The organism is Arthrobacter sp. B3I9, assembly GCF_030816935.1.
Classification (GTDB): Bacteria; Actinomycetota; Actinomycetes; order Actinomycetales; family Micrococcaceae; genus Arthrobacter.
On record NZ_JAUSYO010000001.1, the window covers coordinates 2,449,182 to 2,473,577 of the forward strand.

The 24,396-nt window shown below is 66.5% G+C and carries 25 protein-coding genes; 12 read left to right on the forward strand and 13 right to left on the reverse strand.

Translation table 11 applies throughout. The features are described from left to right. Positions 1-17: 17 nt before the first annotated feature. Positions 18-641, reverse strand: a complete 624-nt coding sequence (locus QFZ65_RS11495) for a response regulator transcription factor (RefSeq protein WP_306910500.1) — start codon at positions 639-641, stop codon at positions 18-20. Positions 642-890: 249 nt separating this feature from the next. Here QFZ65_RS11495 and QFZ65_RS11500 point away from each other — a divergent pair, with 249 nt between their 5' ends. Genes QFZ65_RS11500 through QFZ65_RS11515 form a run of 4 tightly spaced genes read left to right on the forward strand, consistent with a single transcriptional unit; the run spans position 891 to position 3,984 of the window. Continuing rightward, positions 891-1,715 (forward strand): hypothetical protein, encoded by an 825-nt coding sequence (locus QFZ65_RS11500; RefSeq protein ID WP_306910502.1) that lies wholly within the window; start codon positions 891-893, stop codon positions 1,713-1,715. A gap of 10 nt (positions 1,716-1,725) precedes the next feature. Beyond that, positions 1,726-2,043 carry a PAAR domain-containing protein gene (locus QFZ65_RS11505; RefSeq protein WP_306910504.1) on the forward strand — a complete coding sequence of 106 codons (318 nt, stop codon included), beginning with the start codon at positions 1,726-1,728 and terminating at the stop codon, positions 2,041-2,043. A 58-nt stretch (positions 2,044-2,101) separates the two neighbouring features. Next, complete coding sequence (locus QFZ65_RS11510; RefSeq protein WP_306910506.1) at positions 2,102-3,334, forward strand: hypothetical protein; 1,233 nt, start codon at positions 2,102-2,104, stop codon at positions 3,332-3,334. A gap of 29 nt (positions 3,335-3,363) precedes the next feature. After that, positions 3,364-3,984, forward strand: coding sequence for an L-threonylcarbamoyladenylate synthase (locus QFZ65_RS11515; protein WP_306910507.1), 621 nt, complete (start codon positions 3,364-3,366; stop codon positions 3,982-3,984). A 91-nt stretch (positions 3,985-4,075) separates the two neighbouring features. Here the strand turns inward: QFZ65_RS11515 and QFZ65_RS11520 are convergent, their stop codons facing one another. After that, the gene (locus tag QFZ65_RS11520; RefSeq protein WP_306910508.1) at positions 4,076-4,390 is read right to left on the reverse strand and encodes a hypothetical protein; all 315 of its coding nucleotides are present in this window, start codon (positions 4,388-4,390) and stop codon (positions 4,076-4,078) included. Between the two features lie 284 nt (positions 4,391-4,674). Here QFZ65_RS11520 and QFZ65_RS11525 point away from each other — a divergent pair, with 284 nt between their 5' ends. The 3 genes from QFZ65_RS11525 to QFZ65_RS11535 all read left to right on the forward strand — a co-directional run bounded on the left by QFZ65_RS11525 (position 4,675) and on the right by QFZ65_RS11535 (position 7,376). Then, positions 4,675-5,559, forward strand: a complete 885-nt coding sequence (locus QFZ65_RS11525; RefSeq protein WP_306910509.1) for a manganese catalase family protein — start codon at positions 4,675-4,677, stop codon at positions 5,557-5,559. Positions 5,560-5,671: 112 nt separating this feature from the next. Beyond that, positions 5,672-6,103: a LexA family transcriptional regulator gene (locus QFZ65_RS11530; protein ID WP_306910511.1), complete on the forward strand. Its 432-nt coding sequence runs from the start codon at positions 5,672-5,674 to the stop codon at positions 6,101-6,103. Then, complete coding sequence (locus QFZ65_RS11535; RefSeq protein WP_306910513.1) at positions 6,096-7,376, forward strand: Y-family DNA polymerase; 1,281 nt, start codon at positions 6,096-6,098, stop codon at positions 7,374-7,376. The genes QFZ65_RS11530 and QFZ65_RS11535 overlap by 8 nt, the downstream gene beginning before the upstream one ends. Positions 7,377-7,517: 141 nt before the next feature. On the opposite strand, the gene QFZ65_RS11540 is transcribed toward QFZ65_RS11535, so the two are convergent. Together QFZ65_RS11540 and QFZ65_RS11545 are read right to left on the reverse strand one after the other, a co-directional pair. Further along, complete coding sequence (locus tag QFZ65_RS11540) at positions 7,518-8,444, reverse strand: BTAD domain-containing putative transcriptional regulator (protein WP_306910515.1); 927 nt, start codon at positions 8,442-8,444, stop codon at positions 7,518-7,520. A gap of 341 nt (positions 8,445-8,785) precedes the next feature. Next, positions 8,786-9,757 (reverse strand): S1C family serine protease, encoded by a 972-nt coding sequence (locus tag QFZ65_RS11545; RefSeq protein ID WP_306912561.1) that lies wholly within the window; start codon positions 9,755-9,757, stop codon positions 8,786-8,788. Positions 9,758-9,966: 209 nt separating this feature from the next. Here QFZ65_RS11545 and QFZ65_RS11550 point away from each other — a divergent pair, with 209 nt between their 5' ends. Both QFZ65_RS11550 and QFZ65_RS11555 read left to right on the forward strand, forming a co-directional pair. Then, a complete protein-coding gene (locus tag QFZ65_RS11550) occupies positions 9,967-10,485 on the forward strand; it encodes an HtaA domain-containing protein (RefSeq protein ID WP_306910517.1) in 519 nt (172 codons plus the stop codon). Between the two features lie 245 nt (positions 10,486-10,730). Then, on the forward strand, positions 10,731-12,194 hold the full coding sequence (locus QFZ65_RS11555; RefSeq protein ID WP_306910519.1) for a cell wall metabolism sensor histidine kinase WalK: 1,464 nt from the start codon (positions 10,731-10,733) through the stop codon (positions 12,192-12,194). Here QFZ65_RS11555 and QFZ65_RS11560 read toward each other — a convergent pair. Together QFZ65_RS11560 and QFZ65_RS11565 are read right to left on the reverse strand one after the other, a co-directional pair. Next, a complete protein-coding gene (locus tag QFZ65_RS11560) occupies positions 12,160-12,870 on the reverse strand; it encodes a response regulator transcription factor (protein ID WP_306910521.1) in 711 nt (236 codons plus the stop codon). The genes QFZ65_RS11555 and QFZ65_RS11560 overlap by 35 nt on opposite strands. Positions 12,871-13,010: 140 nt before the next feature. Then, positions 13,011-14,186: a zinc-dependent alcohol dehydrogenase gene (locus QFZ65_RS11565; RefSeq protein ID WP_306910523.1), complete on the reverse strand. Its 1,176-nt coding sequence runs from the start codon at positions 14,184-14,186 to the stop codon at positions 13,011-13,013. A gap of 202 nt (positions 14,187-14,388) precedes the next feature. Here QFZ65_RS11565 and QFZ65_RS11570 point away from each other — a divergent pair, with 202 nt between their 5' ends. Then, positions 14,389-15,033, forward strand: a complete 645-nt coding sequence (locus tag QFZ65_RS11570) for a TMEM175 family protein (RefSeq protein ID WP_306910525.1) — start codon at positions 14,389-14,391, stop codon at positions 15,031-15,033. Between the two features lie 42 nt (positions 15,034-15,075). Then, on the forward strand, positions 15,076-15,741 hold the full coding sequence (locus QFZ65_RS11575; RefSeq protein ID WP_306910526.1) for an alpha/beta family hydrolase: 666 nt from the start codon (positions 15,076-15,078) through the stop codon (positions 15,739-15,741). Here the strand turns inward: QFZ65_RS11575 and QFZ65_RS11580 are convergent. Further along, on the reverse strand, positions 15,738-17,021 hold the full coding sequence (locus tag QFZ65_RS11580) for a cyclopropane-fatty-acyl-phospholipid synthase family protein (RefSeq protein ID WP_306910528.1): 1,284 nt from the start codon (positions 17,019-17,021) through the stop codon (positions 15,738-15,740). The two genes, QFZ65_RS11575 and QFZ65_RS11580, sit on opposite strands and share 4 nt — an antisense overlap. 155 nt (positions 17,022-17,176) lie before the next feature. On the opposite strand from QFZ65_RS11580, the gene QFZ65_RS11585 reads away from it, so the two are divergent. Continuing rightward, complete coding sequence (locus QFZ65_RS11585) at positions 17,177-17,539, forward strand: hypothetical protein (protein ID WP_306910530.1); 363 nt, start codon at positions 17,177-17,179, stop codon at positions 17,537-17,539. A 37-nt stretch (positions 17,540-17,576) separates the two neighbouring features. On the opposite strand, the gene QFZ65_RS11590 is transcribed toward QFZ65_RS11585, so the two are convergent. The 6 genes from QFZ65_RS11590 to QFZ65_RS11615 all read right to left on the reverse strand — a co-directional run bounded on the left by QFZ65_RS11590 (position 17,577) and on the right by QFZ65_RS11615 (position 24,373). Then, the gene (locus tag QFZ65_RS11590; RefSeq protein ID WP_306910532.1) at positions 17,577-18,686 is read right to left on the reverse strand and encodes an alkaline phosphatase family protein; all 1,110 of its coding nucleotides are present in this window, start codon (positions 18,684-18,686) and stop codon (positions 17,577-17,579) included. Between the two features lie 148 nt (positions 18,687-18,834). Further along, the gene (gene ligD / locus QFZ65_RS11595; RefSeq protein WP_306910534.1) at positions 18,835-19,857 is read right to left on the reverse strand and encodes a non-homologous end-joining DNA ligase; all 1,023 of its coding nucleotides are present in this window, start codon (positions 19,855-19,857) and stop codon (positions 18,835-18,837) included. Between the two features lie 66 nt (positions 19,858-19,923). Further along, positions 19,924-20,937, reverse strand: coding sequence for an isopenicillin N synthase family oxygenase (locus QFZ65_RS11600; RefSeq protein WP_306910536.1), 1,014 nt, complete (start codon positions 20,935-20,937; stop codon positions 19,924-19,926). 132 nt (positions 20,938-21,069) lie between these two features. Next, on the reverse strand, positions 21,070-21,339 hold the full coding sequence (locus QFZ65_RS11605; protein ID WP_306910538.1) for a DUF6480 family protein: 270 nt from the start codon (positions 21,337-21,339) through the stop codon (positions 21,070-21,072). Between the two features lie 86 nt (positions 21,340-21,425). Then, positions 21,426-21,887 carry a hypothetical protein gene (locus QFZ65_RS11610; RefSeq protein ID WP_306910540.1) on the reverse strand — a complete coding sequence of 154 codons (462 nt, stop codon included), beginning with the start codon at positions 21,885-21,887 and terminating at the stop codon, positions 21,426-21,428. Beyond that, positions 21,884-24,373, reverse strand: coding sequence for a molybdopterin oxidoreductase family protein (locus tag QFZ65_RS11615; RefSeq protein ID WP_306910542.1), 2,490 nt, complete (start codon positions 24,371-24,373; stop codon positions 21,884-21,886). Before QFZ65_RS11615 ends, QFZ65_RS11610 begins: the two co-directional genes overlap by 4 nt. Positions 24,374-24,396: the final 23 nt, after the last annotated feature.

Here is a 24,396-nt window from a genome sequence, read left to right on the forward strand (position 1 = left end):
TGCAGCCCGCCGGCGGCCTAGATCAGGCCTTCACGGAGCGCATAGGCGACGGCGTGGGATCGGTTCCGGAGCTGAAGCCGTGTCGTCACGTCGTGGACGACGTTCTTGACCGTCCGTTCCGAGTACGCGAGCTCGTGCGCTATCTCCGACGTGTCCAGCCCGTCCGCCAGGAGCCTCAAGACTTCCACTTCCCTTGGCGCCAGGCCGGTGAACATGATTCCGCGCGGACCCAACACGTGCCGCTGCAACTTGCCGACCTGGTCCAGCAGACGCCCCAGCAGATCAGGGGGCACGCTGCCTTCGCCGGACGCGGCAGCCATGATGACGGCGACAAGTCGGTCCGGCGTCGCTTCACTGCGCCGGACGAGGCCGACGACGCCGGTTTCAACGGCCTTGACCAGGTCGCCGTCGTCGAGATGGCCCGCCACGAGGACGGCCCGGGACAGACCGCGACGCTGGACTATCCGCAGCAGCGTCAGCGCGTCGTCATCCACCGAATCCGTAACGACGACGACGACGCCCGCTTGCTCGGTATCGGTCGCCCTCACGACGCGGACTTCCGGACGCGCCCTGAGCTCGCTGGCGACGCCCGCCTCGGAGATCGGGTCACGGGCGTGCACCCGGACGGTTATTGGTTCCATAAGTCCTCCCGTTGAGAAAGGCGGGACTACCGTGGGTGGGGCACGGGTCTGCCGGATTTTACGATCTGTCCCGCTGCGAAGAAACATAGCGGACGGTGCTCTTCGTGCAGTCAACACTGGCTCAACGGGCAGCAGCAGTGCCCCCAAGTCCGCCCGGCCGCCGTGCCCTGCCCGAATATGTCCCCCTAACCTCGGAGTACGGATGGGCGTCGGCCGCCGTCGGCCACTGCAATGCCGCAAGGAGGAGCCTTGAGCACTACTGCAACGCTTGATACGCCCCTGGTCAGCCTCGAGGCTGGCACCGAGGCGAGCGTTCCGCTCCATATCCGCAACGACGGCGAAATCGTTGAGGAGTACAGGCTCCGGGTCATGGGTCCAAGCGGTTCCTGGACGGAGGTTGTCCCGGGAGTCGTCTCGCTCTTTCCGGGACAGAACACGACTGCCTCGGTCGAATTCCGGCCGCCGCGGTCCTCCGAAGTCCCGGCCGGCGAGTTCCCCTACGCCGTTCAGGTGCTGCCCACCGAACATCCGGAGGAGGCGGTTGCGCCGGAGGGCGTTCTACAGCTTCTGCCCTTCCACCAGACAACGGCAGAGCTCATGCCCCGGCAGTCTCAAGGGTGCTTCGGCGGCCTGCACCGTGTGGCCGTAGACAACTACGGGAACGTGCCGATCACCGTGGCCCTCGCAGGTTCCGATCCGGGCGACCTGCTGAACATATCCTTCCGTGAGCCGACGCTTACCATTGCCCCCGGCATAGTCGAATTTGCCCGTGTCCAGGTCCGTGTCCGGAGCACGATCTGGCGCGGGATGCCCGCTATGCATCCGTTTGCAGTGACTGTCAAACCCATGGATGCTCCTCCGGTAGTACTGGATGGAACCCACCTGCAGGAGCCCGTCCTGCCGCGTTGGATCGTCAAAGCCTTGCTCATGCTCGTGCTTTTCGTCCTGGTCCTGGTGGCACTGGGATTCGCGCTTTTCCTGCTCCAGTCCCCTGGAGAAGTCAGGTCCCCGAGTGCTGTTCCGGGATCCGTTGCCCCAGCGGGCCAGACACCCGCTGGTCCAGATCGGCGATAGGCGCTCCGCGATGCCTACCGGGCCTGCTCTTCGCGCCGGAGACACGGCACTGTGCCCGCTGTTCGATGGCCCGAAACCGCATGGCGGCGGACCTGTGACGCCCGCCGCGTCGGTGATCACCGTCCTCATAGGAGGGATGCCGGCCGCCGTCGCCAATTCGATGCCGGGCGGCATTATCTGCGTCTCCCCCGTGCCGAACGGAATTGCCAGTGGCAGCCTGACCGTGATGATCGGCGGTTTTCCCGCTGCACGAATGGGGGACCTGAGCCTCCACGGGACGCCCATCGCACCGGGCCCGGGGTGCCCCACCGTCATCATCGGCGGATGACCGGTTCTGTGGGGCTTTCGACTCGCTAGCGTTTCACCGGAACATCCCCCGGCTCCGGATGGTGCAACGTCCTCAGGGCGACGGCGTAAAGCCGGATTGGGACGGACAGTCCGACCGGGTGCCGCTCCGGACGGGTGAAGGCCTGGCTCCCAGCGTCGGCGTCGTGGTAGGCGAAGGGCATGCTTCAGATTGGACTTCGGCGCCCGTCACACACGACGCCGCAGTCCCGGTCGGCACCACCGCAGGACACGTCACACACGACGCCGCAGCCCCGGTCGGCACCACCGCAGGACACGTCACACACGACGCCGCAGCCCCGGTCGGCACCACCGCAGGACACGTCACACACGACGCCGCAGCCCCGGTCGGCACCACCGCAGGACACGTCACACACGACGCCGCAGCCCCGGTCGGCACCACCGCAGGACACGTCACACACGACGCCGCAGCCCCGGTCGGCACCACCGCAGGACACGTCACACACGACGCCGCAGCCCCGGTCGGCACCACCGCAGGACACGTCACACACGACGCCGCAGCCCCGGTCGGCACCACCGCAGGACACGTCACACACGACGCCGGCACCCCGTCCTTACCTGGAGGAGGACACGTCACACACGACGCCGCAGTCCCGGTCGGCACCACCGCAGGACACGTCACACACGACGCCGGCACCCCGTCCTTACCTGGAGGAGGACACGTCACACATGATGCCGAAGTTCCGCTCTGCCCTTCTGTCGTACAGGTAATACAAGGCGGCGCCAGCGTGCCGGGTACCGCTGTCGGTGACGTGCAGGCCGTCTTAGGAGGGGTGTTGGGATCAGACGACGTCGGACCACTTGACCCGCTCGATCTGCTGGGGGACGTACCGGGACCGGTGTCCGTCGACGGCCCGTTCGACCCAGGTGGCGGCGGAGGAGTCGCGCTGCTGGGCTCAACGGACGTCCCGGGTGCGCCCGGGACCGAGGGAGCATCGACGGAAAGCGGCCCGTTAGGTGGCCCGCACCCTGCCAGGCCCAGTTGGAGCAGGAGGACCAGCCCGATGCAAGCAGTGCCTCGGCGACCAGTACCCATGCGTCCTGCTCCGTTCGTGAACGGTCCGCCAGCTCTGGATCCTGCGCGCGCAAGGATGCTGGCCCACTACGCCTCCAGCGTGAGGGCCGCCCCCGGTTGGAGCAGGGCCCGGCAGGGCAGACTTTCGGGCAGCCTTCGGCGAGCGCCTTCTCAACGAGCGGGGACGGATGAGCTCCTGATGAGCCAAAGTGGTGGCGCGCTGCCCGGCTTGGGCTGACGGGACGCCGCCGGGCGTAAGCTCGGGGGATGGCGAGATACCTTGATGTTCATCCCGACGACCCACAGCCGCGCTTGATCAGCCAGGCGGTGGGGATCCTGCGCTCCGGCGGCCTGATCGCCTACCCCACCGACTCCTGTTACGCCCTGGGCGCGCAGTTGGGGAACCGGGACGCCCTGGACCGGATCCGCGCCATCCGGCACCTCGACGGCAAGCACCATTTCACACTGGTCTGCAAGGACTTCGCGCAACTGGGCCAGCTGGTGCAGATCGACAACGACGTCTTCCGCAGCATCAAGGCGGTCACCCCTGGGAGCTACACCTTTATCCTGCCGGCCACGAAAGAAGTCCCGCGCCGGTTGCTGCACCCGAAAAAGAAGACCGTGGGCGTGCGTATCCCGGACCACCGCGTGGTGCAGGCCCTGCTCGCTGAACTGGGGGAACCGCTCCTGTCCAGCACGCTGCTGCTGCCAGGCGAGGAGGACCCGCTCACCGATGGCTGGGAGATCAAGGAACGCCTCGAGCACGTTGTGGATGCCGTGATCGATTCCGGTGACACCGGGGCCGAGCCGACGACGGTTATCGATTTCTCCAGCGGCGGGGCGGAAGTAGTCCGGCGGGGAATGGGCGACCCGTCCCGGTTCGAGTAGGGCAGACGAGTCCCGCCGCCCACGCACAGGTGTCAGGGCAAAGACTCTTCAGGGTGAACCCGCGGAGCTGAGGGGCTCACGCGGAAGGTGCCTAGGCAGAAGCCTGGCCGCCGGTCCGCCCGGCGTCGCGCCGTCGGTTTCGTCTCCAGCGGCGGCTCAGATCAATAGCCGCCAGGACGCCCGCGAGCGGTGACAATACCGCGACGGCGTACACGAACAGCATCCACGTGAGTGTCGTCAGCAGCGTCTGGTTAGTGCTTAGCAGCGACAGGCCGCCCAGGAGACCGAGGGCCCAGAACAGGACGACGCAGAACAGCACTGCTGCCGCGGGAAAATACTCGTTCGTGACCACTTTTTTTGCAGCAAGGAAGTACTCGTGCGTGGTGATGTTTTTCAGCGCCTTCATGGACCCTCCTCACACCTGGCGGATGGGGAAGGCCGCCCAGGACATTCCCAGTATGAGGCCTCTTGGGGCCGGATCCTCGAAGAACGCGCGCTGGGTGATCAAACTAACTCAAGCCCGCCCTGTTTAGGCACTCATCCGTGTCGTGCAACGGCAACCTTTTTTTCTGGGACCGGAAAATGTCTGGTCATAAGCGCCGCAGTGAAGCAGGATAGTAAGCATGCTGATTTTATTCGGCTGCAGGATCCAGATCGGTCAGTCCGATGTGAGCTTGAGAGGACATACTCGTGGTTTTCTTTCACAAGCAGGAACTTCAATATAAGTCGACGCCGGACAAGCCGGACGCCGTCTACGCGCGGAAGCTGCAGGAGGTGCTCGGCGGCCAGTACGGCGAAATCACCGTGGCCATGCAGTACTCGTTCCAGGCCTGGAACGCACACATGCCCGGCAAATACCGGGACATGTTGTTCGGGATCGGGGCAGAGGAATTCGGCCACGTTGAGATGCTCGCCACCATGATCGCCCAGCTGCTGGAGAAGGCCCCGCTCGGGATAACCGAAGACGCCGTCCAGTCCGATCCCACCATCGCGGCCGTCGTCGGCGGAACCGACATCCAGTCGGCCATCGTCGCCGGCGCCGGCGTCCGGCCGGTGGACAGCATGGGCAACCCCTGGCAGGGCAGTTACATCACGGCCAGCGGCAACATGCTCGCCGACTTCTGGGCCAACGCCAATGCCGAGATGCAGGGCAGGTTGCAGGTGGCCCGGCTCTATCACATGACCGATGACCACGGCGTCCGGGACATGCTCTCGTTCCTGCTGGCACGGGACACCATGCACCAGAACCAGTGGATCGCGGCCGCCCGGGAACTGCAGGAAGAGGGCAATGAGAACTTCCCGGTGCCCAGCAACTTCCCGATCAACAAGGAAATGCGGGACGTCGCCTACCAGTACAGGAACTTTTCTGACGGCCAGGCGGCGGCGGAAGGTTCCTGGGCCAAGGGCCCCACACCGGACGGCCTCGGTGAATTCACCTACGTCGCCCAGCCGGACGCTGGCGTGCCGATGCCTCCTCCTACCCACCCGGACTCGAGGTTCTACGGCACCACCGAGCTGCCCAACATCATGGAAAAAGCCGCGGGAGCCATTCAGGACAAGCTCCATAAGGAGTAAGGACGCAAACCGGCGGCGCCAGGACACTGGCGCCGCCGGGTCCAGTCCCACGCATGTCCGTGCCCGGGTCTACACTTGATTCATCGAACATATATTCGAATGAGGGTGTGTTGTGGGCGTTATCATCGGACCCCGCGTGATAGACGCGGGCACTTCTCTGCTGTCGGTGCTGATTTCGCCGGTGTCGGTCGCGGCGGGCTACCCATCCCCCGCCCAGGACTACTTCGACGGCCGGATCGACCTGAACGAGCACCTCATCAAGGACATCACCAGCACCTACGTCGTCAGGGTCTCCGGAGACTCCATGGAAGGCGCCGGAATCAGCGACGGCGACGAACTGATCGTGAACCGCGCCCTGGAACCCAAGGACGGCTGCGTCGTCGTCGCGGTCCTGGACGGGGAGCTGACCGTGAAGCGCCTCCGGATCACTGCCGCAGGGGTCAGCCTTCAGGCGGACAATCCCCGGTATCCGGACATCCGCGTCGCGGCCCTGTCGGATCTGGTCATCTGGGGCGTGGCGACACGCTGCCTTCACCATGTCTAGGAGTAAGAGCATCGCGCTGGTGGATGTGAACTGCTTTTATGCCAGCGCGGAACGTGCCTTCGACCCGTCGCTGGAGGGCCGCCCCCTCGTCGTCCTGTCGAACAACGACGGCTGCGCCGTCACCCGCTCCCCCGAAGCCAAGGCCCTGGGGATCCCTGTCGGGGAACCGTGGTTCAAGCTCGCGCCGCGCGCCAAGGAGTGGGGACTCGTGGCGCGCTCCAGCAACTACGAGCTGTATGGCGACATCAGCTCCAGGGTGATGGAGCTCCTCGGCCGCTACTCCGCCTGGCTGGAGATCTACAGCATCGACGAAGCGTTCCTGGGTGTCAGCGGCACGCCGGAAGAGCTCGCGCGGCTCGGGCGCACCATGAAGGATGCAGTCCGCCGGAATGTCGGGGTGCCTGTCTGCGTCGGCATCGCGGGGACCAAGACCCTCGCGAAGCTTGCCAACAGGTGGGCCAAGAACAATCCAGCCTTCGACGGCGTGTGCCACTGGGATTCCGTCCCCGCCGCACGCAGGGAGCAGCTCATGGCGGGCTTGTCAGTCATTGAGCTCTGGGGTGTCGCCGCCCGACTGACGAACCGCTTGAATGGGCTGGGCATCCATTCCATCCTCGATCTGGCCCGGGCGGACCCCGTCATGATCAGGGACCGTTTCTCGGTAGTGCTGATGCGCACGGTCCTGGAACTGCAAGGAACGCCCTGCATCCCGCTTGAAGAAGAACGGAGTGTCCGCGACCAGCTGATCTTCAGCCGGTCGTTCTCCTCCCCCATCACCCACACGGCCGAGCTTCGGCAGGTGTTTGCCGTGTACGCCCAGCAGGCGAGCGCCCGGCTCGCCAAACACGGCCTGCAGGCCAAGGTGCTGACCGCGTTCGCAGCGACGTCCTACTACGATCGGCAGGGCAACTCGTACCCCTCCATCTGCGTGGCGTTGCCCATGCCGACAGCCGATCCGGTCCTGCTTGCCCGGGCAGCCTACGCCCTGCTCCCGCGGGTACAGGACGGCGTGAAGTACGTCCGGGCCGGGATCATGGTCACCGATCTACGGCCCACCGGAAACCAGCCGCCCCTGGAACTTTTCAAAAATCCCCTGGAGGAGCGCGGTATTGGAGCCCTTCTGGAGGAGGTCGGCCGCAGATACGGCCGGGAGTCCATCGGGCTGGGCCGCGCCGGCATGCGGGGCGGACCGGACTGGAGCATGAAGCGGGACATGCTGTCCCCGCGTTACACCACGCACTGGGATGAGCTGCCTGTCGTCAAGGCCGCCTGACCCTGGCCACGCACCACCAACGAACCGCACCATCAGGAACCGCACCGTCCAAAGAAAAGCAAAGGCGCCCGGGGAGAGCAGCCGGCACTGCCTTCCCCTGGGCGCCTTCGTAACATCGTTTCGGGACGGAGGCCTGTGTTGTCAGATGGCAGCACGCATCCGCTGAAGGAACGAGTCCAGGACCCTGCCGGCGTTTTCATGCAAGCGCCGGGACTCCGCAGCAGGCAGAACGTGTCGCTTCGGTTCGCCGAGGTAGAGCAACGCGGCAAGCACCTCGGACAGCTCGGAGTTTCCTTCGGCGCGCTGACGGAGGAGCCGGAGGTGAGCGGCCTGCAAGGCGGGGCCCGGCGCACAACCCAGATCGCGGTCAAATAGCCTGCGGCACCGGTCGTATGCCGACAGGCCCTCCGCCGGCAGGCCGGCCTGCTCGTAGGTGGTCACCAGGACGGTCCAGGCCCGCTCATTGAGCGGCTCCGAGCGGATGGCGGCTTGCACCCACCGGATCGCCTCGTCCGCGCGGTCCAGGATGACCGCCGTTTCTGCTGCAAGAATCTGGGCCGCAACTTTTTCGGCTGAATGCCGTGTCCGCGCCTCGTCAGCCCAGTCGGCGGCGAGCTCGAATCCGAGCAGGGGTTCTGACGAGAGGTCCAGTGCCTTGAGCAGCAACGGGTAAGCGTCGGCAGGTGCGGCCTGGCCGGCGCTGCGCACGAGCCGCCTGAACTCCCACAGATCGAGATCCACCAGCTGGGGATCCAGAACGTAGCCGCTGTTGGCAGTGCGCAGTGGGCCCGTCTTGGTCTGCCCGGGCTGGATGGCCCGGCGGATGCCGCTGACATAGCTCTCCAGCGTGGCCACCGCGCCTTCGCTGGCGCTCGCACCCCAGAGGATGTCGATCAATTGCGTTTTCGAGACCGGCGTGCCGAGATTCAGGAGCAGTATTTCCAGGATGTGCCGCGGCTTGCAGCCGCCCAGGTCCGTCGCGGTGAGCGTCGCCCCGTTGCGCTGTATCTCAAAGTTTCCGAAAAGGCGGACTGAAATTCTCGGTGAAGGTCCGGCTGAATTTTCCACGTTGTTCTCCGATTTCCCCAGCTGTAAATCTCAACACTGTTCGGAAGATCGGAATCTTTTCGGAACCGTGAAGTGTTGAGACTTTGTTCCTTCCGGTCTTCTAAGGAAACCGTGACACGCCTGACCTGCCACAACAAGCGACGAAACTACCCGACTTAGCGGCGGCGGAAAGTCGAGTACCGGGGCAAGTAGGGGCACGTACGCGTCCCAAGGTTTTCCCAAGTACAAAGTGCGTAGTGCAGGTGTTACGCACTCACTGGCAGAACTTCCCCCGACCCCGGGGCCGGAAGGGGCGCCTGAATCCCGCTGCAAACGTTCACCGTTTATGCCCTCCCGCCTGCTCAGTTCTTGTCCGTCATCTCTTCCGGAACGGCGACCGCCCGCATCTCCACGCCGTCGCGCAGGAGCAACAGCTCCAGCGGCACCCCGATGGCGTCGGCGAACAGCAGCTTCTGCAGGCTCTCGGCGTTAGCCACGGGCCTGTCGCCCACGCTCAGGAGGATGTCTCCGGCACGGAGCCCGGCACGTTCGGCAGGCGATCCGGTCAACACCTCCACAACCAGAAGGCCCTCCCGATGCCCGGTGCGGACCACCGCGCTGGCCTGCAGCTGGACAGGCGTATTCACCAGCCCGAGATAGGCACGTCTGACCCGCCCGTCCTTAAGCAGCGAGGCGATGATTCTGCGCGAGGTGGCATTGACGGGTACCGCCAGGCCCAGCCCGGCACCCGCCACCGCCGTGTTGATGCCGACGATCCGGCCGCGGGCGTCCGCGAGGGCGCCGCCGGAGCTGCCCGGATTCAGGGCGGCATCGGTCTGGATGACATCCTCGATCATGCGTCGGTTCCGACCGGACCACACCGGGATGGAGCGGCCCAGCCCGCTGACCACCCCGGCCGTCACCGATCCGGACAAACCGAGCGGGTTGCCGACGGCGATCACCAGCTGGCCGACCCGGAGCGTCTCCGCGTCGCCGAATTCTGCCGGCGCCGCGGTGGGTGTCCTGCCATGGACGACCGCGAGATCCGAGAGCGGATCGGCGCCGACGACGTCCACCGTGGTGCGGGTCCCGTCGGCGAACACTGCGGTTCCGCCCTGGGTTCCCGCTACTACGTGGGCGTTGGTCACAAGGAAGCCGTCGGAGGTGAACAGGACAGCTGAACCGGCCCCGACCCGGAAGCGGCCGCTGCGTCCGTGGCCGGTCATTTCGATCGCTGCGACGTGCGGAGTGACTGTCTCAGCCACCCGGACAACGGTTGCCGAGTAGGAATCCAGTGGATCGTCGGATGCCTCAGGGCCGGAGGCCCTGCTCATCGCTGTTGCCACGGTGCACCTCCCTTGACTGGTGGTTATCTAAGTCAACCACCGGCGCAGCGCCCATAGTTCCTGGCAACCTACGCCCACAGAGAAAAACGGCCGCCGGACCGCCCGGGGTGTTACTCCCGGATGCCGGCAATTCATTCCTTCCGCGATCCGCGGATAGGCTCAGAAGCAGTCCAGCCTTTCAGCCTCAGGAGAACCTCGTGACTCCAGCGACAACTTCCCCCGATCCACAGCTACCGCCCGGCCTCGGCTGGGGCATAAAACGCAGCTTCATCGACTACATCAACAGCCTGCCGGACGCATCGGTATCGGCAATCGACGGCGCAGCCAGGGACGACGCCGGCCTATTCCGCTTTGCCCCCGACCGGTCGGAATACGACGTCGAAAGCGGCACCGGCATCCTGCGCTTCCGCGGAGACGCCCGGCTCTCCGGCCATCACGGGATGATGTTTGTCAGGTTGCTGGACCCGTGGGTCGTCCTCACGGGCGGCCGTGGAATCCTGTCGATCAGCACGGGTGAGGACGCCGGCCAGGACCGCACCGCGGTGGCAGTCCTGCGAGCCGGAGCACCCGTCCGGGAAGCGGACGGATCCCTGACCTGGTCCGGCGTCGAAGTAGCCATCACGGACGAAGGGTCCGATCTCTTTGATGGCCAATACGCAGCCGGGCAGCCGATGGACCCGCTGTTTATCCGCGTGCCGGCTGGTGCCGTCCCTTAGCGCCAATGGTGACCGGCCGCGCACCGGTTGAGGAGAGCGCGCGGCCGGTAGTTGATGGGGCTTCGGCTCACGGCCGAGGCGATGGTTTGGGAACTTATCGGCGGGATTTTGCTGCTGAGCCCACTATCCCTTAACCCACCTGAGAGGACGCTGAGAAGGCGTGGCCCCGCAGGAGCAGCGGTCCTGGACGGAGAAAAAGCGGGCCTTTGGTTGTCGCCGATGCGCCGGTGGCTCATTCTTGGAACATGCAACACGTCCCGCTCCATTCCGCGGCCGCCCACCCCGGGCGCCGCCGGAGCCGCTGGGGCGTGCGCAAGCGTTCCACTGCGGCCGCAGTCGCCGTGGTGGCCGTGGCGCTGCTCGCGGGCGGACTGGTCCTCCTGGCACTGCTGGAGTCGACCCTGACAGCGTCGACCGAGTCGGCCGCGCGGCAGAAGACGCAGGATGTTGTCGCCCAGTTGGCGGTGGACGAGGACATCGAGGACGCGATTGAATACGTGATAGCGACGGGGCACGCCGGTCAGTATGTGCAGCTGATTAACGCCGCGGGTACCGTCATCGCCGGGTCCGAGCCGAGGGCGTCCAGCCAGCCGCTGTCCGGGTTGCGTCCTGAGCCCGGCTTTTCGCTGACGCAGCGCGTCTCCAGCCTGCCAAATATCGGCAACAATGACGACTTCCACGTCGTAGTGACGGGAGCCCGGGTGGCCAGGCAGCACGTGGTTGTGGTTGTCGCGTCCTCCGTGCAGTTGCAGGCCGAGACCATCTCCACCGTTGCTTCGCTCATGCTGGGGGCCGCGCCGCCCCTCTTGGCGGTTGTGGCCGTGTCCGTCTGGCTCCTGGTCGGCCGATCGCTCCGGCACGTCGAAAGGATTCGCGGCCAGGTGGCGCGGATCAACGCCGAACGCCTCGACGGGCGGGTTGATGTGCCGCCCACCAAAGATGAGCTCGAGGCACTCGCGCTGACCATGAACACCATGCTTGAGCGCCTGCAGGCCTCGGACAGCGAACAGCGACGGTTTGTCTCCGACGCCAGCCACGAGCTGCGCAGTCCGCTGGCAACCCTGAGCGCCGGGCTGGAAATAGCGGCAGCGGATCCTACGGGGACGATGTGGTTCCAGTTGAAGGACGACCTCACCGGCGAAACAGCCCGGATGCGCTACCTCGTGGAGGATCTCCTCACCCTGGCCCGGACGAACGACGGCGGCCTGACCCGGCAGGACGCTGATGTGGACCTGGACGACGTCGTGGGCCAGGAGGTGCGCCGGCTGCGGGCGGTCAGCAGCCACCAGGTTTCCGCGGATCTGACCCCGGTGCGCATCAAGGGCGACGCGCGCCGTCTCGCGCAGGTGCTGCGGAATGTCCTGGACAACGCCGACCGGCATGCGCTCTCCCTGATCCGTGTCAGCATGCACGCAGCCGACGGCGCGGCTGTCCTCACCGTCGACGACGACGGCGCCCCGGTTCCGGCAGCGGACCGGGAGCGGGTGTTCGAGCGCTTTGTCCGCCTGGACGAAAGCCGGTCACGGGAGGGCGGGGGCAGCGGCCTTGGCCTGGCCATCGCCGCCGGCATCATGGCGGCGCATCACGGCTCCATCCGGGCGACGGAAACTCCCGGAGGCGAGTGCCGCTTCGAAATGGTCCTGCCGCTCCCGGCGCCTCCCGCCCAGGCGCCAGTCACGCGCGGGAGTGTGGCACGGCCGCGGAAGTAGCTTCCCGGTCGGCGCTGAGCAAGTATCCGACGCCGCGGACGGTGGCCAGGGTGTGGACGCCGAAGGGGGCGTCGATTTTGCGCCGCAGGTATCCGATATAGACCTCCACGACGTTGTCGCCGCCCTCGAAGGCGGAGTCCCAGACGTTGTCGAGGATGTCGGCCTTGGACACGATCTGGTCGTGCCGGCGCATGAGGTATTGCAGGAGCCCGTACTCCCTCGCGGTGAGGTTAATGGCGGTTCCGCGCCGCCGTACGCGGTGGTCCACCGGGTCCAGGCTCAGCGTCCCGAGGGTCAGGACAACGGGTCGTTCCGGCGCTCCCCTGCGCATCAGGGCCCGGATCCGGGCTACGAGGACGAGGAAACTGAAGGGTTTGGTCAGATAGTCGTCGGCTCCCAGGTCGAAAGCATCCGTCTGGTCGTACTCGCCGTCCTTCGCGGTAAGCATCAGCACCGGGGTCCAGTTCCGGCGTTGCCGCAGCTCACGGAGGACGTCATAGCCATTCTTGAGCGGCAGCATCAGATCCAGCAGGATCACGTCGTAGGTGTTCTCCGTCGCCGCCGAGAGCCCGCTGACGCCGTCGTGAGCCACGTCCACGACGAACCCCTCATTCGCCAGTCCCCGGCGGACGGTATCGGCAAGGACCCTCTCATCCTCGACCAACAGGATCCTCAATGCCGGGCCTCCTCTTCCTCGAGACGAATATGGCGGGTGTGCACCCAGCCAGCATAGGCCCAGCGGCGGCGCCGTCCACGGGGCCTGGCGTCACGCGCAGGGCCCGGTTCCGCCGTCGGGAACCGGGCCCGCAGAAGGGCTCAGGGCTTGAGGACCACCTTGATGCAGCCGTCCTCCTTCTTCTGGAACAGCTCGTAGGCTGCGGCGGCGCCGTCGAGGGGCACTTCGTGGGTCTTCAGGTCCATGACGCCCAGCGGATCGGCGGCGTCCTCGACGATCGGAAGCAGCTCATCGGTCCAGCGGCGGACGTTGCACTGGCCCATTCTCAACTGCAGCTGCTTGTCGAACATTGCCAACAGCGGCATCGGGCTCGCGGTGCCGCCGTAGACGCCGCTCAGGGACAGGGTGCCGCCGCGCCGTACGGAGTCGATGGCGGCGTGCAGCACCGTCAGCCGGTCCACGCCCGCGGTTTCCATCGCCTTCTTGGCCAGGGCGTCGGGCAGGAGTCCGACGGCGTGCTGGGCGAAGGCGCCCACCGGGGAGCCGTGGGCCTCCATTCCGACGGCGTCGACGATTGCATCCGGCCCGCGCCCGTCAGTCATCTCGCGGAGCTCGTCAGCGATGTCCTTGGTGAAGTCGAGTGTCTCGATCCCGTGGCGCTCGGCCATCTGCCGGCGCTCCGGAACCGGCTCGACGGCGATCACCCGGTGCCCGAGGTGGCGTCCGATCCGGCTCGCGAACTGGCCAACCGGGCCGAGCCCGAAGACGGCCAGCGTCCCGCCGTCGGGAACATCTGCATACTTCACGCCCTGCCAGGCGGTGGGGAGAATGTCCGAAAGGTAGAGGTACCGCTCATCGGGGAGTTCGTGCCCGACCTTGACGGGGCCGTAGTCGGCGTGGGGAACGCGCAGGAACTCGGCCTGGCCCCCTGGCACGGAGCCGTAAAGCTCCGAGAACCCGAAGAGGCTGGCCCCGCTGTTGTGCGAGTGCACCTGCGTGGTCTCGCACTGGGACTGTAGGCCCTGCTTGCACATCCAGCAGTGTCCGCACGAGATGTTGAACGGAATGACCACCCGGTCACCGGGCTGGAGGTTCCGCACGTCGGCCCCGACCTCCTGCACGATCCCCATCGGCTCGTGGCCCAGGATGTCGCCGGCCTGCATGTACGGCCCCAGGACCTCGTACAGGTGGAGGTCAGAGCCGCAGATTGCCGAGGACGTGATCCGCACGATGGCATCCGTCGGCTCCTGGATCACCGGATCAGGCACGTTCTCTACGCGTACAGATCTTTTGCCCTGCCAGGTTAGTGCTCTCATTTGAACTCCTTCGGGAAGACGTTAACTACCGAGCTCGCCAACTACTGAGCTCGCCAACTACTAAGCTTGCTGAGTATTCAACGTAACCCGGGCCGGACTCCGGACACAAGACGGCCTCAGTGACCCGGTGTGTCAGCCAGGTCCACGGGGAATCGGGAGCGCCAGCGTAGACTCGAGCGATAATCCAGGATGAAAGCATGCGATGAACAAGAACCGGCTCGAAGCCTTCAGCGACGGCGTGCTCGCCATCATCATCACCATCATGGTCCTGGAGCTCCACGTCCCCACGGAGCCCACCTGGCACGCTCTGCTGGAGGAGGTGCCGACCTTCCTCAGCTATGTGCTGAGCTTTGCCTACGTGGGGATCTACTGGAACAACCACCACCACATGCTGCACCTCGCCGGGAGGATCAGCGGCGGGATCCTCTGGGCCAACCTGCATCTGCTGTTCTGGCTGTCGCTGCTGCCCTTTACCACCCGCTGGATGAACACGGGCGATCTGGCCGAGGTTCCGGTGCTCGTCTACGGGCTGAATCTGCTGCTTGCCGCAATTGCCTTCTACATCCTCAAGACGACGCTTCTCCGGCGGCAAGGCCGGGATGGCCCGCTGGCCCTGGCAATGGGGCGGGACTGGAAGGGCAAGGCCTCGCCCGTTCTTTATCTGGTGGGGATGGGTGTCAGCCTGGTGCACCCGGCGCTCGGCGTCGCTGTCTACGCCGTCGTCGCAGCGATCTGGCTGATTCCGGACCGCCGGGTGGAGAGGTTCGTCTCCCGCGGGGCAGAGGCCGCCGGTGAGTCCGGCCCCGGTTCCCACCCCGGTTCCCACCCCGCCAGCCCCCTCCACTGAGGGCTGCACAGCCCCGGCCACCGCAGACGGCAGAATGGAGTCATGCCCACACCCGAGTCCCCGGTTTCCGTCGTCGTCGGCGATGCGAGGGTCTCCGCCCTCTATGCCCGGCCGGCTGACGCGTTCGCCACGCTCGTTGTCGCCCACGGCGCCGGCACCGGCATGGACCATCCCTTCCTGGTTGGCTTCACACGTGCCTTGAACGGCAAGTCCGTCGCCACGCTCCGCTTCAACTTTCCGTACCGCGAGGCGGGGAAGAAGTTCCCGGACAGGCCGCCGGCCGCGATCGCGGCGTGGCGGGCCGCCATGGCCGAAGCCGCTGCCCGCTCCGGCGGAGAGCCCGTCTGGGCCGGCGGCAAATCCTTCGGCGGCCGCATGGCGTCGATGGCCGTCGCCGAGGGCATGGCCGCGGCGGGGCTGGTCTATCTCGGCTATCCCCTGCATCCACCGGGCAAGCCGGAGAAGCTGCGGGACGGGCACCTCTACGGCCTGACCCTGCCGATGCTCTTCCTTCAGGGGACGCGGGATGCTTTTGCAACGCCCGCACTGCTCGAGTCAGTGGTTGCCCGCATCGGGCCCTCCGCGACAGTGGAGTGGTGCGAGGGCGGCGGCCACACGTTCGACGTCGCTGGCCTTAAGCGGGCCCCCGAGGACGTCGGCGCCTCCCTGGCGGGCGCCGTCGCTTCCTTTCTGAAAGCGCGCAGCTAGATCCAGTCAGTCCGGCGCAGGGGCGGTTCGGCGCCGCCGGCCTTCTGCACCAGTACCTGGTTAACCCCCGTGAGTCCCGTTTCGAAGCCCAGGGCGCTGGCGGCCATGTACAGCCGCCAGACCCGGGCCCGTCCCGCGCCCACGATATCCACCGCTTCCTCCCAGTGGTCCTCCAGGTTCCGGACCCACGCCCGGAGGGTGAGCGCGTAGTGGCGGCGCAGCGCCTCGACGTCAAGGACCTCGAAGCCGCCGCCTTCCAGGGCCGTGACCGTTTCAGCGAGGCTGAGCATCTCGCCGTCGGGGAAGACATAGCGCGGGATGAAGGAGTCCGGGTCCGGGTCGGTGGGGCCGGCATTCCAGGAGATGGCGTGGTTCAGCAGTCGGCCGCCGGGACGGAGGAGCCCGTGCAGCCGGGAGACGTAGGCGGGCATCTGTTCTCCGCCGACATGCTCGGACATGCCGATGGAACTGATGGCATCGAACGGGCCGTCCTCGACGTCGCGGTAGTCCTGCACCCGGATCTCGATCCGGTCGGTCAGGCCGGCGTCGGCCACCCGCTTGCCCGCCAGCGCGGCCTGCTCGGTGGAAAGGGTGACCCCGACGACGTCGGCGCCGTAGCGCTGGGCCGCGTGCAGCGCGAAGCTGCCCCATCCGCAACCGACGTCGAGCACCCGCATGCCCGGCCGAAGGCCCAGCTTGCGGCAAACCAGATCGATCTTGGCCTCTTGGGCAGCTTCAAGCCCGGTGTCCTCGGAATCCCAGACCGCACAGGAGTAAACCATGGACGGGCCCAGGACAAGGCCGTAGAAGTCGTTGCCCACGTCATAATGATGGGAGATGGCCGCAGCGTCCCGTTTCTTGGAGTGGCGACGGCCCGCGCGGACGATCCTTGCTTCTTCCGGCGGCGGCGCCGGGTTCGGCCCCAGCGCCCCAAGCCGGACCGCCGTCCCCACCAGGAAAGCAAGCTCGCGGACAGTGGGCCTGCGGAACGGTCCGGGCTCCGCCAACTTGCCGGCAGAGCTCAAGGCGGAGAAGGACGCGAAAACGTCGTCGGGAGCATCGATATCCCCGGACACGTACGCCCTGCTGAGGCCCAGCTGCCCCGGCGACCACAGGATCCGGCGCAGGGCCCGCCGTGACCTGAACACGATGAGCGGCGCTCCCGCCGGCCCCGCCTCCGACCCGTCCCAGGCCCGCAGCCGCAGGGGGATCTCGGAGGTGCCAAGGACAATGGCCAGCGCGGCGGCCAGCCGCGATGCGGCGTCTGTTTTTCTTCCCACGTCCCAAACCTCTCGTCCAATCGCTTTCCTCGCCCTAATCTATGCGCCGGTCCCGCCTTCGGAAAGGGGACCGACGGCCCTGCCTACGCACTCCGGCGGGCGGGGCGAGTGGGTGGGTCTGGTGCCCCGTACGCGCAGTGCCTATGGTGGCTGGTATGTCAGAGGCTCTGTCGTCTCTCGCCGAGGCGTTTAAGAACGTGGGTGTGTCGCGGGCGTACGGCCCGGCCGTGCGGGTGGACGGGGAGGAACTGATTCCCGTGGCCCTCGTGTCCTTCGGGTTCGGAGGCGGTGGCACTTCCGAAGGCGGGACAGGGAGCCCCGGGGCCGGGACCAGCAGCGACGCCGCTGCCGCAGGCGGCGGAGGCGGCGGGTTCGTGCTTCCGCTCGGCGTGTACGGCCGGGACAGGAGCGGGCGCGTGGCGTTCCGTCCCAACACCGTGGCCGTGCTTGCCGCGCTGATGCCGCTGGTCTGCGCCGTCGGGTTTGCCGCCCGGGTGGTGCTCCGCGCCGTCCACTGAGAGGCCGTCCGCTGACAAGCGGTCCGCTGACAGGCGGTCACGGCCGGGCGTTGAAGACGTCGTCACCGAAGCTGTTGAGGCCCGCCGCCGCGGCATAACCCAGCCGGGGCAGGGAAAAGGCGTCCTCAACCGTAGCCAGCAGGCTGAAATGGTTGTAGAGCCGGTCCGACGTCGTGCCGCCCCTGATCAGCGGCGAGAGCACCAGGGCACCGATCCGCCCGCCGGCCGTGCCGCCGGGTATTCCTGACGGGCCGCCGGTGTTGCCCTCGGACTCATCAAAGGTGATGACGAGCATCCCGTCCTGCTTGAACGCCGGCGAGTCCAGGATCTGCGGAACCTCCCGGGCGAGCCAGGCGTCGGCGCGGGCCAGCCCGCCGGGGCTTCCGTCGACGCAGGGATCGTCGTGTCCGTCGTTGCACAGGTTGGGGGTGATATAGGCAAGGGCTGGCGTGGTGTCGAGCGACCGCAGGTCGCCCTCGAGTTCGCTGTAGTCGACGACGTCGGCCTTGCAGTCCGGGGAGGATGTAATCTCCTGGAAGTAGACAAACGGGTTGTGGCGGGTGGCGTACTGGTCACCCGCCTTCGCATCCTGGGAGGCGTCCTTGGCGCCGAGCCCCGGATGACGGCAGGGGCTTTTCATGTCCTCCATATAGCCTTTCCAGCGCTTTCCCGCCGCACTGAGCTGGCCCGCAAGGGTAGGCACCGACGCCGGATAGACACAGCCGGTGCCCTCGACCTGGCCCGGGGACACGACACCCGTCTGGCTGAACGGCGCGTACGTCGGGCAGTCGTCCCGGGTCATGGCATTCGACGCCTGCCCGGAGATCTGCGCGAGATAGTTCGGGTTGGAGTGGTGGGCGATGCCGTAGTATTGCGAGAGCAGTACGCCCTGCTTGCGAAGGGTGGCCGACAAGTACGGGGCCGCAGAACCGGCACCCCAGACCTTTTCATAGCCCTTGTTCTCGAGGTTGACGATGAAGACATGCCCGGGGGTCCCTGCGCCGTTGGTCGTCGCCGATGGCGGCGGCGTCGGGGTGGGCGTTGGCGTGCATGCAGTAGTTACAAAGGCGAGCAGCATTGCGATGGCAATCCAGCAGGCGCGCGCTGCCCCCTTCGCGCCCGGAGTTGTTGAGGGATTCCGGCTCATGGTTTCCGGCTTTCTGGTTGACCGGGCCAGCGGGATAGCCGGGCCGATGCTCGTACTGTCCCACCAGCGGATCACAGCAGCCCCCGAAGTCCCTTAAGAAAGCCTGTGAAGTTCCCGGTTATCAATTTCCGAAAGGGCCGCAGCTGCTTTAGTCCTTGGCCCGGGCCCGGCTGGGCTGGACCCGCATCGGTTCGCCCGGCATCTTAGGAAAGTCCGGCGGAAACGGCATCTCCCCCAGCCCGTCGGCGAGGTCACGTTCCCACCATTCCAGGAGGGTGTCGATGGTGCCCGGCTTTGCGTGCATGTCAGCCCAGGGATCGCCGGCGGTCTTCAGCCGGTCCGGCACGGTGAGGATGGTGAAGTCCTTCGGATCGGCGGCCTCAAGTTCCTCCCAGCGGAGCGGGCAGGAAACCGTGGCGCCCGGGAGGGCGCGCGGGCTGTACGCGCCGGCGATGGTGCGGTCGCGGTTCGCCTGGTTAAAATCGACGAAGATCCGGGTACCGCGCTCCTCCTTCCACCACGCGGTGGTGACCTTGTCGGGCATCCGCCGTTCCAGCTCGCGGGCCGCCGCAATGACGGCGTGCCGGACGTCGAGGAACTCCCGGGTGGGCTCGATCGGGGCGAAGACGTGCAGGCCGCGGTTCCCGGAGGTCTTGATGAACGCCTCCAGCCCGGCCTCGTCCAGCACGGAGCGCAGTTCGTGCGCAGCCGGAACGGCCTCCCTGAACCCGGTGCCGGGCTGCGGGTCGAGGTCGATCCGGAGCTGGTCAGGGTTGTCCGGGTCGCCCGCCCGGGAGGCCCAGGGGTGGAACACCACGGTGTTCATCTGGATCGTCCAGACAGCGGCCGCCACGTTGTCGAGCACGATCTGCGGGTGGGATCGGGCACTGGGATATTTCACCACCACCGAGCGCACGAAATCCGGGGCACCCTTCGGCGGATTCTTCGAGAAGAACTGTTCCCCGTCAACGTTGCCGCCGAACCGCTGGAGCGTCACCGGACGGTCGCCGTTCGCGGCCAGGAAGGCATCCCCGACTTCCACCATGTACGTGGCGAGGTCCAGCTTGGTCAGCCCGAGTTCCGGCCAGATGATTCTGGACGGGCTCGACAGCCGCACGTCGCGTTCGCCCTGCGGGCTCTTGACGGTGAGTGTGGTTTCTTCCTTGGCCATGGGGAACAAGCTACCCCGGGTCCTTGCGCCGATGGAATAGGGCGCGCGGCACAGACCTCCAGGTCCCTAGCCCTTCAGGAGGTCCTTGTGCTGCGCCTCCACCACATTGGGGTGGGCCCGCATCCGGTAGCGGAGGGCGTTGTCGCCGTAGGTCTCCAGGATCGGGCTGTTCGTCGGGTCCACCGACAGGCCCCGGGCCTTGTCCTGGAATTCAGGCGCCACCGCCAGCCCCGGCATCGTCGCGTCCAGTGCCGGGTTGTAGAAGAAGGGCAGCGAGATCCGGTCGGTGCCGCGCAGCGGCGAGATCACCCGGTGCAGGGTCGCCTTGAGGTAGCCGTTAGTGGCCAGCTCCAGCATTTCGCCGATGTTCACGACGAAGGTTCCCGGCACCTGAGGTGCGTCGATCCAGCGGCCCTCGTGTTCAACCTGGAGTCCGCCCTTACCGGGCTCCACCAGCAGCAGTGTCAGGACCCCGCCGTCGCGGTGGGAGCCCACACCCTGCTTGGGCTCCGGGTCGGACTCCCCCGGGTACCGCACAATCTTGAGCATCGGGAAGGCGCGTTCACCGAAGGCGTCGTCAAAGGCGTCCTCCTCCGCACCGAGGGATACGGCCACCGCCCGCAGGAGGGTGAGCGAAATCGCGCTCAGCCGCTCGGTCCATTCGGAGACGATGCCGCGCATTTCGGGCAGGGCCTCCGGCCACAGGTTGGGCCCCTCGAGGCGCCAGTAGTCCGCCACGGCCGGATCCCGCGGTACGGCCTCGCGCTCGACGCCGATATCGATCTGCTCCCGCCAGTCGACAGCACCGTCCGTCAGCTCTCCGCCCATCCGCGTGTATCCGCGGAACTGGGCAGAGAAGATGTTCTCGACGGCGAGTTTCTGTTCCTCGGGAAGATCGAAGAACTTCCGGGATACGTCCAGGATCGCGTCGGTCAGCTCCTGCGGCACGCCGTGCCCGGCCAGGTAGAAGAACCCGACGTCGTGCATCACCTCGCGGAGTTCGTTCCGGAAGCGGTCTGCTTCTTCGGCACCTGCATTCAAGCGGGAGAAGTCGAGGATGGGCAAGGTTTCGAGTGGCAAAGTCTGTAGCCCTTCTTGCTGAACTTGGCAAGCTTTCGCCTGCTTTTTCCCCTATGTTACGGACGCGGCGATTTCCGCGGACATCAACATGTCGAAATGTGTCGTCTGCGCTCTGGCCGGAGCCGGTGCGGGCTACTCGTCGTGGCCCTGGTCCCCGCTCATCTGGTCCTCGGCGGGCGGCGTTTCACCCGGAGGAACGCCGCCGCCGGGCTCGAGACCCGTGATGTTGCCCTGGAGCGGGTCCGGGTTGGCGGAACCGGCCTGGTCCGCCCCCTGCCCGCTGGACTGCTCGCGGCCCGCGCCCTCGCGTCCGGCCGGGCTCGCAGCCGCCGGCGGATTGCCGTGGCCTACTTGTTCCCGGTCCGGGTTGGCCGGATCATTTTCAGGATGGTAGCTGCTCATGTGGGACCTCCGCAGTTAGGAGCACACAGATAGTTTGTGCTCTGGACTAATTGTAAGCATGCTGATGATTCTGGACCAGTCAGGCCTTATCCAGCCGCGATGAGGGCCTGGGGCGCAGCTTGTTTTATGCGTGTCTGCAGCCATTTCAGTTGCGTGCCGGTTTCTCCGTCGCAGGTGGCCACGATGGCGAGAAGTTCCGAGTCCCGCAGTCCCTGGCCTGCCTGCTTGACCACAGTCCAGGTGATGTCGACCAGGCTCGCGAGCAGGTAGAGGTCCTGGAGATCCCTGAGGAGCCCGACTGGACCGGTCCGCGTCCGGGAGAGCCCCTCGGCGTGGAGGCGTTCGGGTTCGTCGTCCTCGGTTACTTCGCCGTACCGGTCAACGGCGGGTGCCAGGGCTTTCTGGTGTTCGTCGCACTGCCGGGCGAGTGTGAGGCAAAGGAAGTGGACGTCGGGCTCATCCCCATGGCCCACGGCGACCTGCCGGAAGGATTCGGCGAGGATCCCCTCGGATTTGTGCAGCAGACCCAGGTAGACCGGAAGTTTCATGCCCGTTCCTCTTTCGTCGCAGCCGCTGGAGGTTCCACCGGTGCGATGGTTTCCGTGGCCTGGGCCGCCGGACCACCGGCAGTGGGCAGGACACGTCCCCTCCCTTTTGAACGCCCGGCCGGCCGCGACGCCGTGGTGGTGGGAGCCAGGGACGGGCCAGATCCGTCCGCGATCTTCGTGACCTTGACGGCCGCGTTCTTGAGGACCGGCTGCTTCGAGACCGGGTCCCATTCGGTGATGGTCAGTTCATTCGCGGCCCGGTGCTTCCCGTCCGGCGCACCGTCCTGGTCCCAGTATCCATAGTGGAAGGGGGCGAAGACCGTGCCGTCACGGATGTCACTGATCCGGACCGGCGCCGCGATGAAGCCGCGCCGGGATTCCACACGGACGACGTCGCCTTCGTCCAGTTCCTGGGCGGCGGCGTCATTGACCGACATCTCCACCCACACCTCGGGGGCAGCGCTGTTGAGTTGCGGGGAGCGTCCGGTTTTGGTGCGGGTATGGAAGTGATAGACGGTCCGCCCGGTCGTGTACCGGTAAGGGTATTCGTCGTCGGGGGTTTCATGGGCCGGCTGGTAGGCGGCGGTTTTGAAGACCGCACGCCCGGCCGGGCTGGCAGCCTTGTAGGCCTGGGATCCGACTGTGGCTCCCGTGAGGAGGTCGTGGCCGTAGGTTTCGCAATACCCGGGGTCGGTGGAGAATACGCCGTCCCCGTACAGCCGCACAGTGCCGTCGGGATGTTCGTCGTTGCAGGGCCACGGGACGCCGCTGCCGCCCCGCAGCTTCTCATAGCTGAGGCCGGTGTAGTCGCAGGGGCGTCCCCGGGAGCATTCGCGCCAGGCGTTGAAGGCGTCCTCGGGCCCCCGCCAGGTCAGCAAGGGCGTCCCGTCGAGCTGGGTGAAGCCCATGCGGCGTGAGTAATCCAGGAAGGTGTCGAGGTCGCTGCGCGCCTCCCCTGGGGGTTCCACTGCTTTCTCGGACAGGTGCACGGTGCGGTTGACGTTAGTGAAGGTACCTGTCTTTTCGCCCCACGCGGCTGCGGGAAGGACGACGTCGGCATACCGGGCCGTTTCTGTCAGGTACAGGTCCTGCACCACGAGGAACAGCCCGGGCGTGGACAGGATGTCCCGGATACGGGCCAGCTGGGGCATCGACACCGCCGGGTTCGTGGCGGAGATCCACAGGAACTCGATGGATCCCTGCTCCACATACCGGAAGATCTGCATGGCGTGGGTGGGCGGCGCCCAGTGCGGAATGATCGCCGGGTCGACGTTCCACAGCTCCGCCAGTTCCTGGACGTGTTCGGGGTTTTCCCAGTTCCGGAAGCCCGACAGGTCCCCGTCAGCCCCGCACTCACGGTTGTTCTGGGCCGTGGGCTGCCCGTTCATCTGCAGGATTCCGCACCCGGGCCTGCCGATCAGACCGCGGAGAAGGTGCAGGTTATTCACCGCGCACGAGGAAGCCGTCGCCTGGGACGACTGGTAGAACCCCTGCAGCACCGTGGAGAGGACACGGGCCGATGTTCCGAATATTTCAGCGGCCCGGCGGACGTCACCAGCGTCCACGCCGCAGGTCTCGGCCACCGCCTCCGGCGTCCAGGGTTCCACCGTGGCACGCAGTTCCTCCACGTTGACGGTGTGCCGGTCGATGTAGTCCTGGTCGATCCACCCGTTGACGAACAGTTCCCGCACCAGGCCATGCATCAGCGCAAGGTTGGTCCCGGGCCTGACGGCGAGGTGGACATCGGCGTGCAGGGCGACTTCGGTTTCGCGCGGATCCACGCACACGAGCTTCGGGCGGTCAGGGCCGGCGATACGGTCCAGGACCCGCGCCCAGAGGACAGTCTGGGTTTCGGCCATGTTGTGGCCGAACAGGAACATCGCGTCGCATTCGTCGATGTCGACGTAGCTGCCGGGCTGGCCGTCGGCGCCGAAGGACTCCTTCATCGCCGCCGCCGCCGTTGCCGTGCACAGCCTCGTGTTGCCGTCCATGTGCGGCGTGCCGATCCCCGCCTTCCCGACGATGGCCTGCGCATAGTACTCCTCCAGGAACAGCTGTCCGCTGGTGTAGAACCCGTGCGATAGCGGGCCCTTGCTGTCGAGCAGGGAACGGCTGCGGCTGACAATCCGCTGCATCGCCGTCTCCCAGTCGGTCTCCACCAACTCGCCATTCTCGCGGACCAGGGGCTTCGTGAGGCGGTCCCCGTTGTCCACGCCCTGCCAGCTGGCGAACAGGCCCTTCGGGCCGAGCCGGCCGTGGTTGACGATATCCACAGCCCGCCCGCGGACCCCGACCATTGCTCCGCCCTTGACCGCTATATCGATACCGCACCCGTTGCTGCACAACACGCACGCGGACTGGACCCACCGCTCCACATCCGCTTCCGCAATGCCCTCCGCGAGAACCTGGTCCACGCGCACAGGCCAGCGCTGACCCTGTCCGAACGGGGTACGGGTACCCCAGACCTCGGCAATACGATCGACCATGAACCCAATCCTCCATCGGAAGT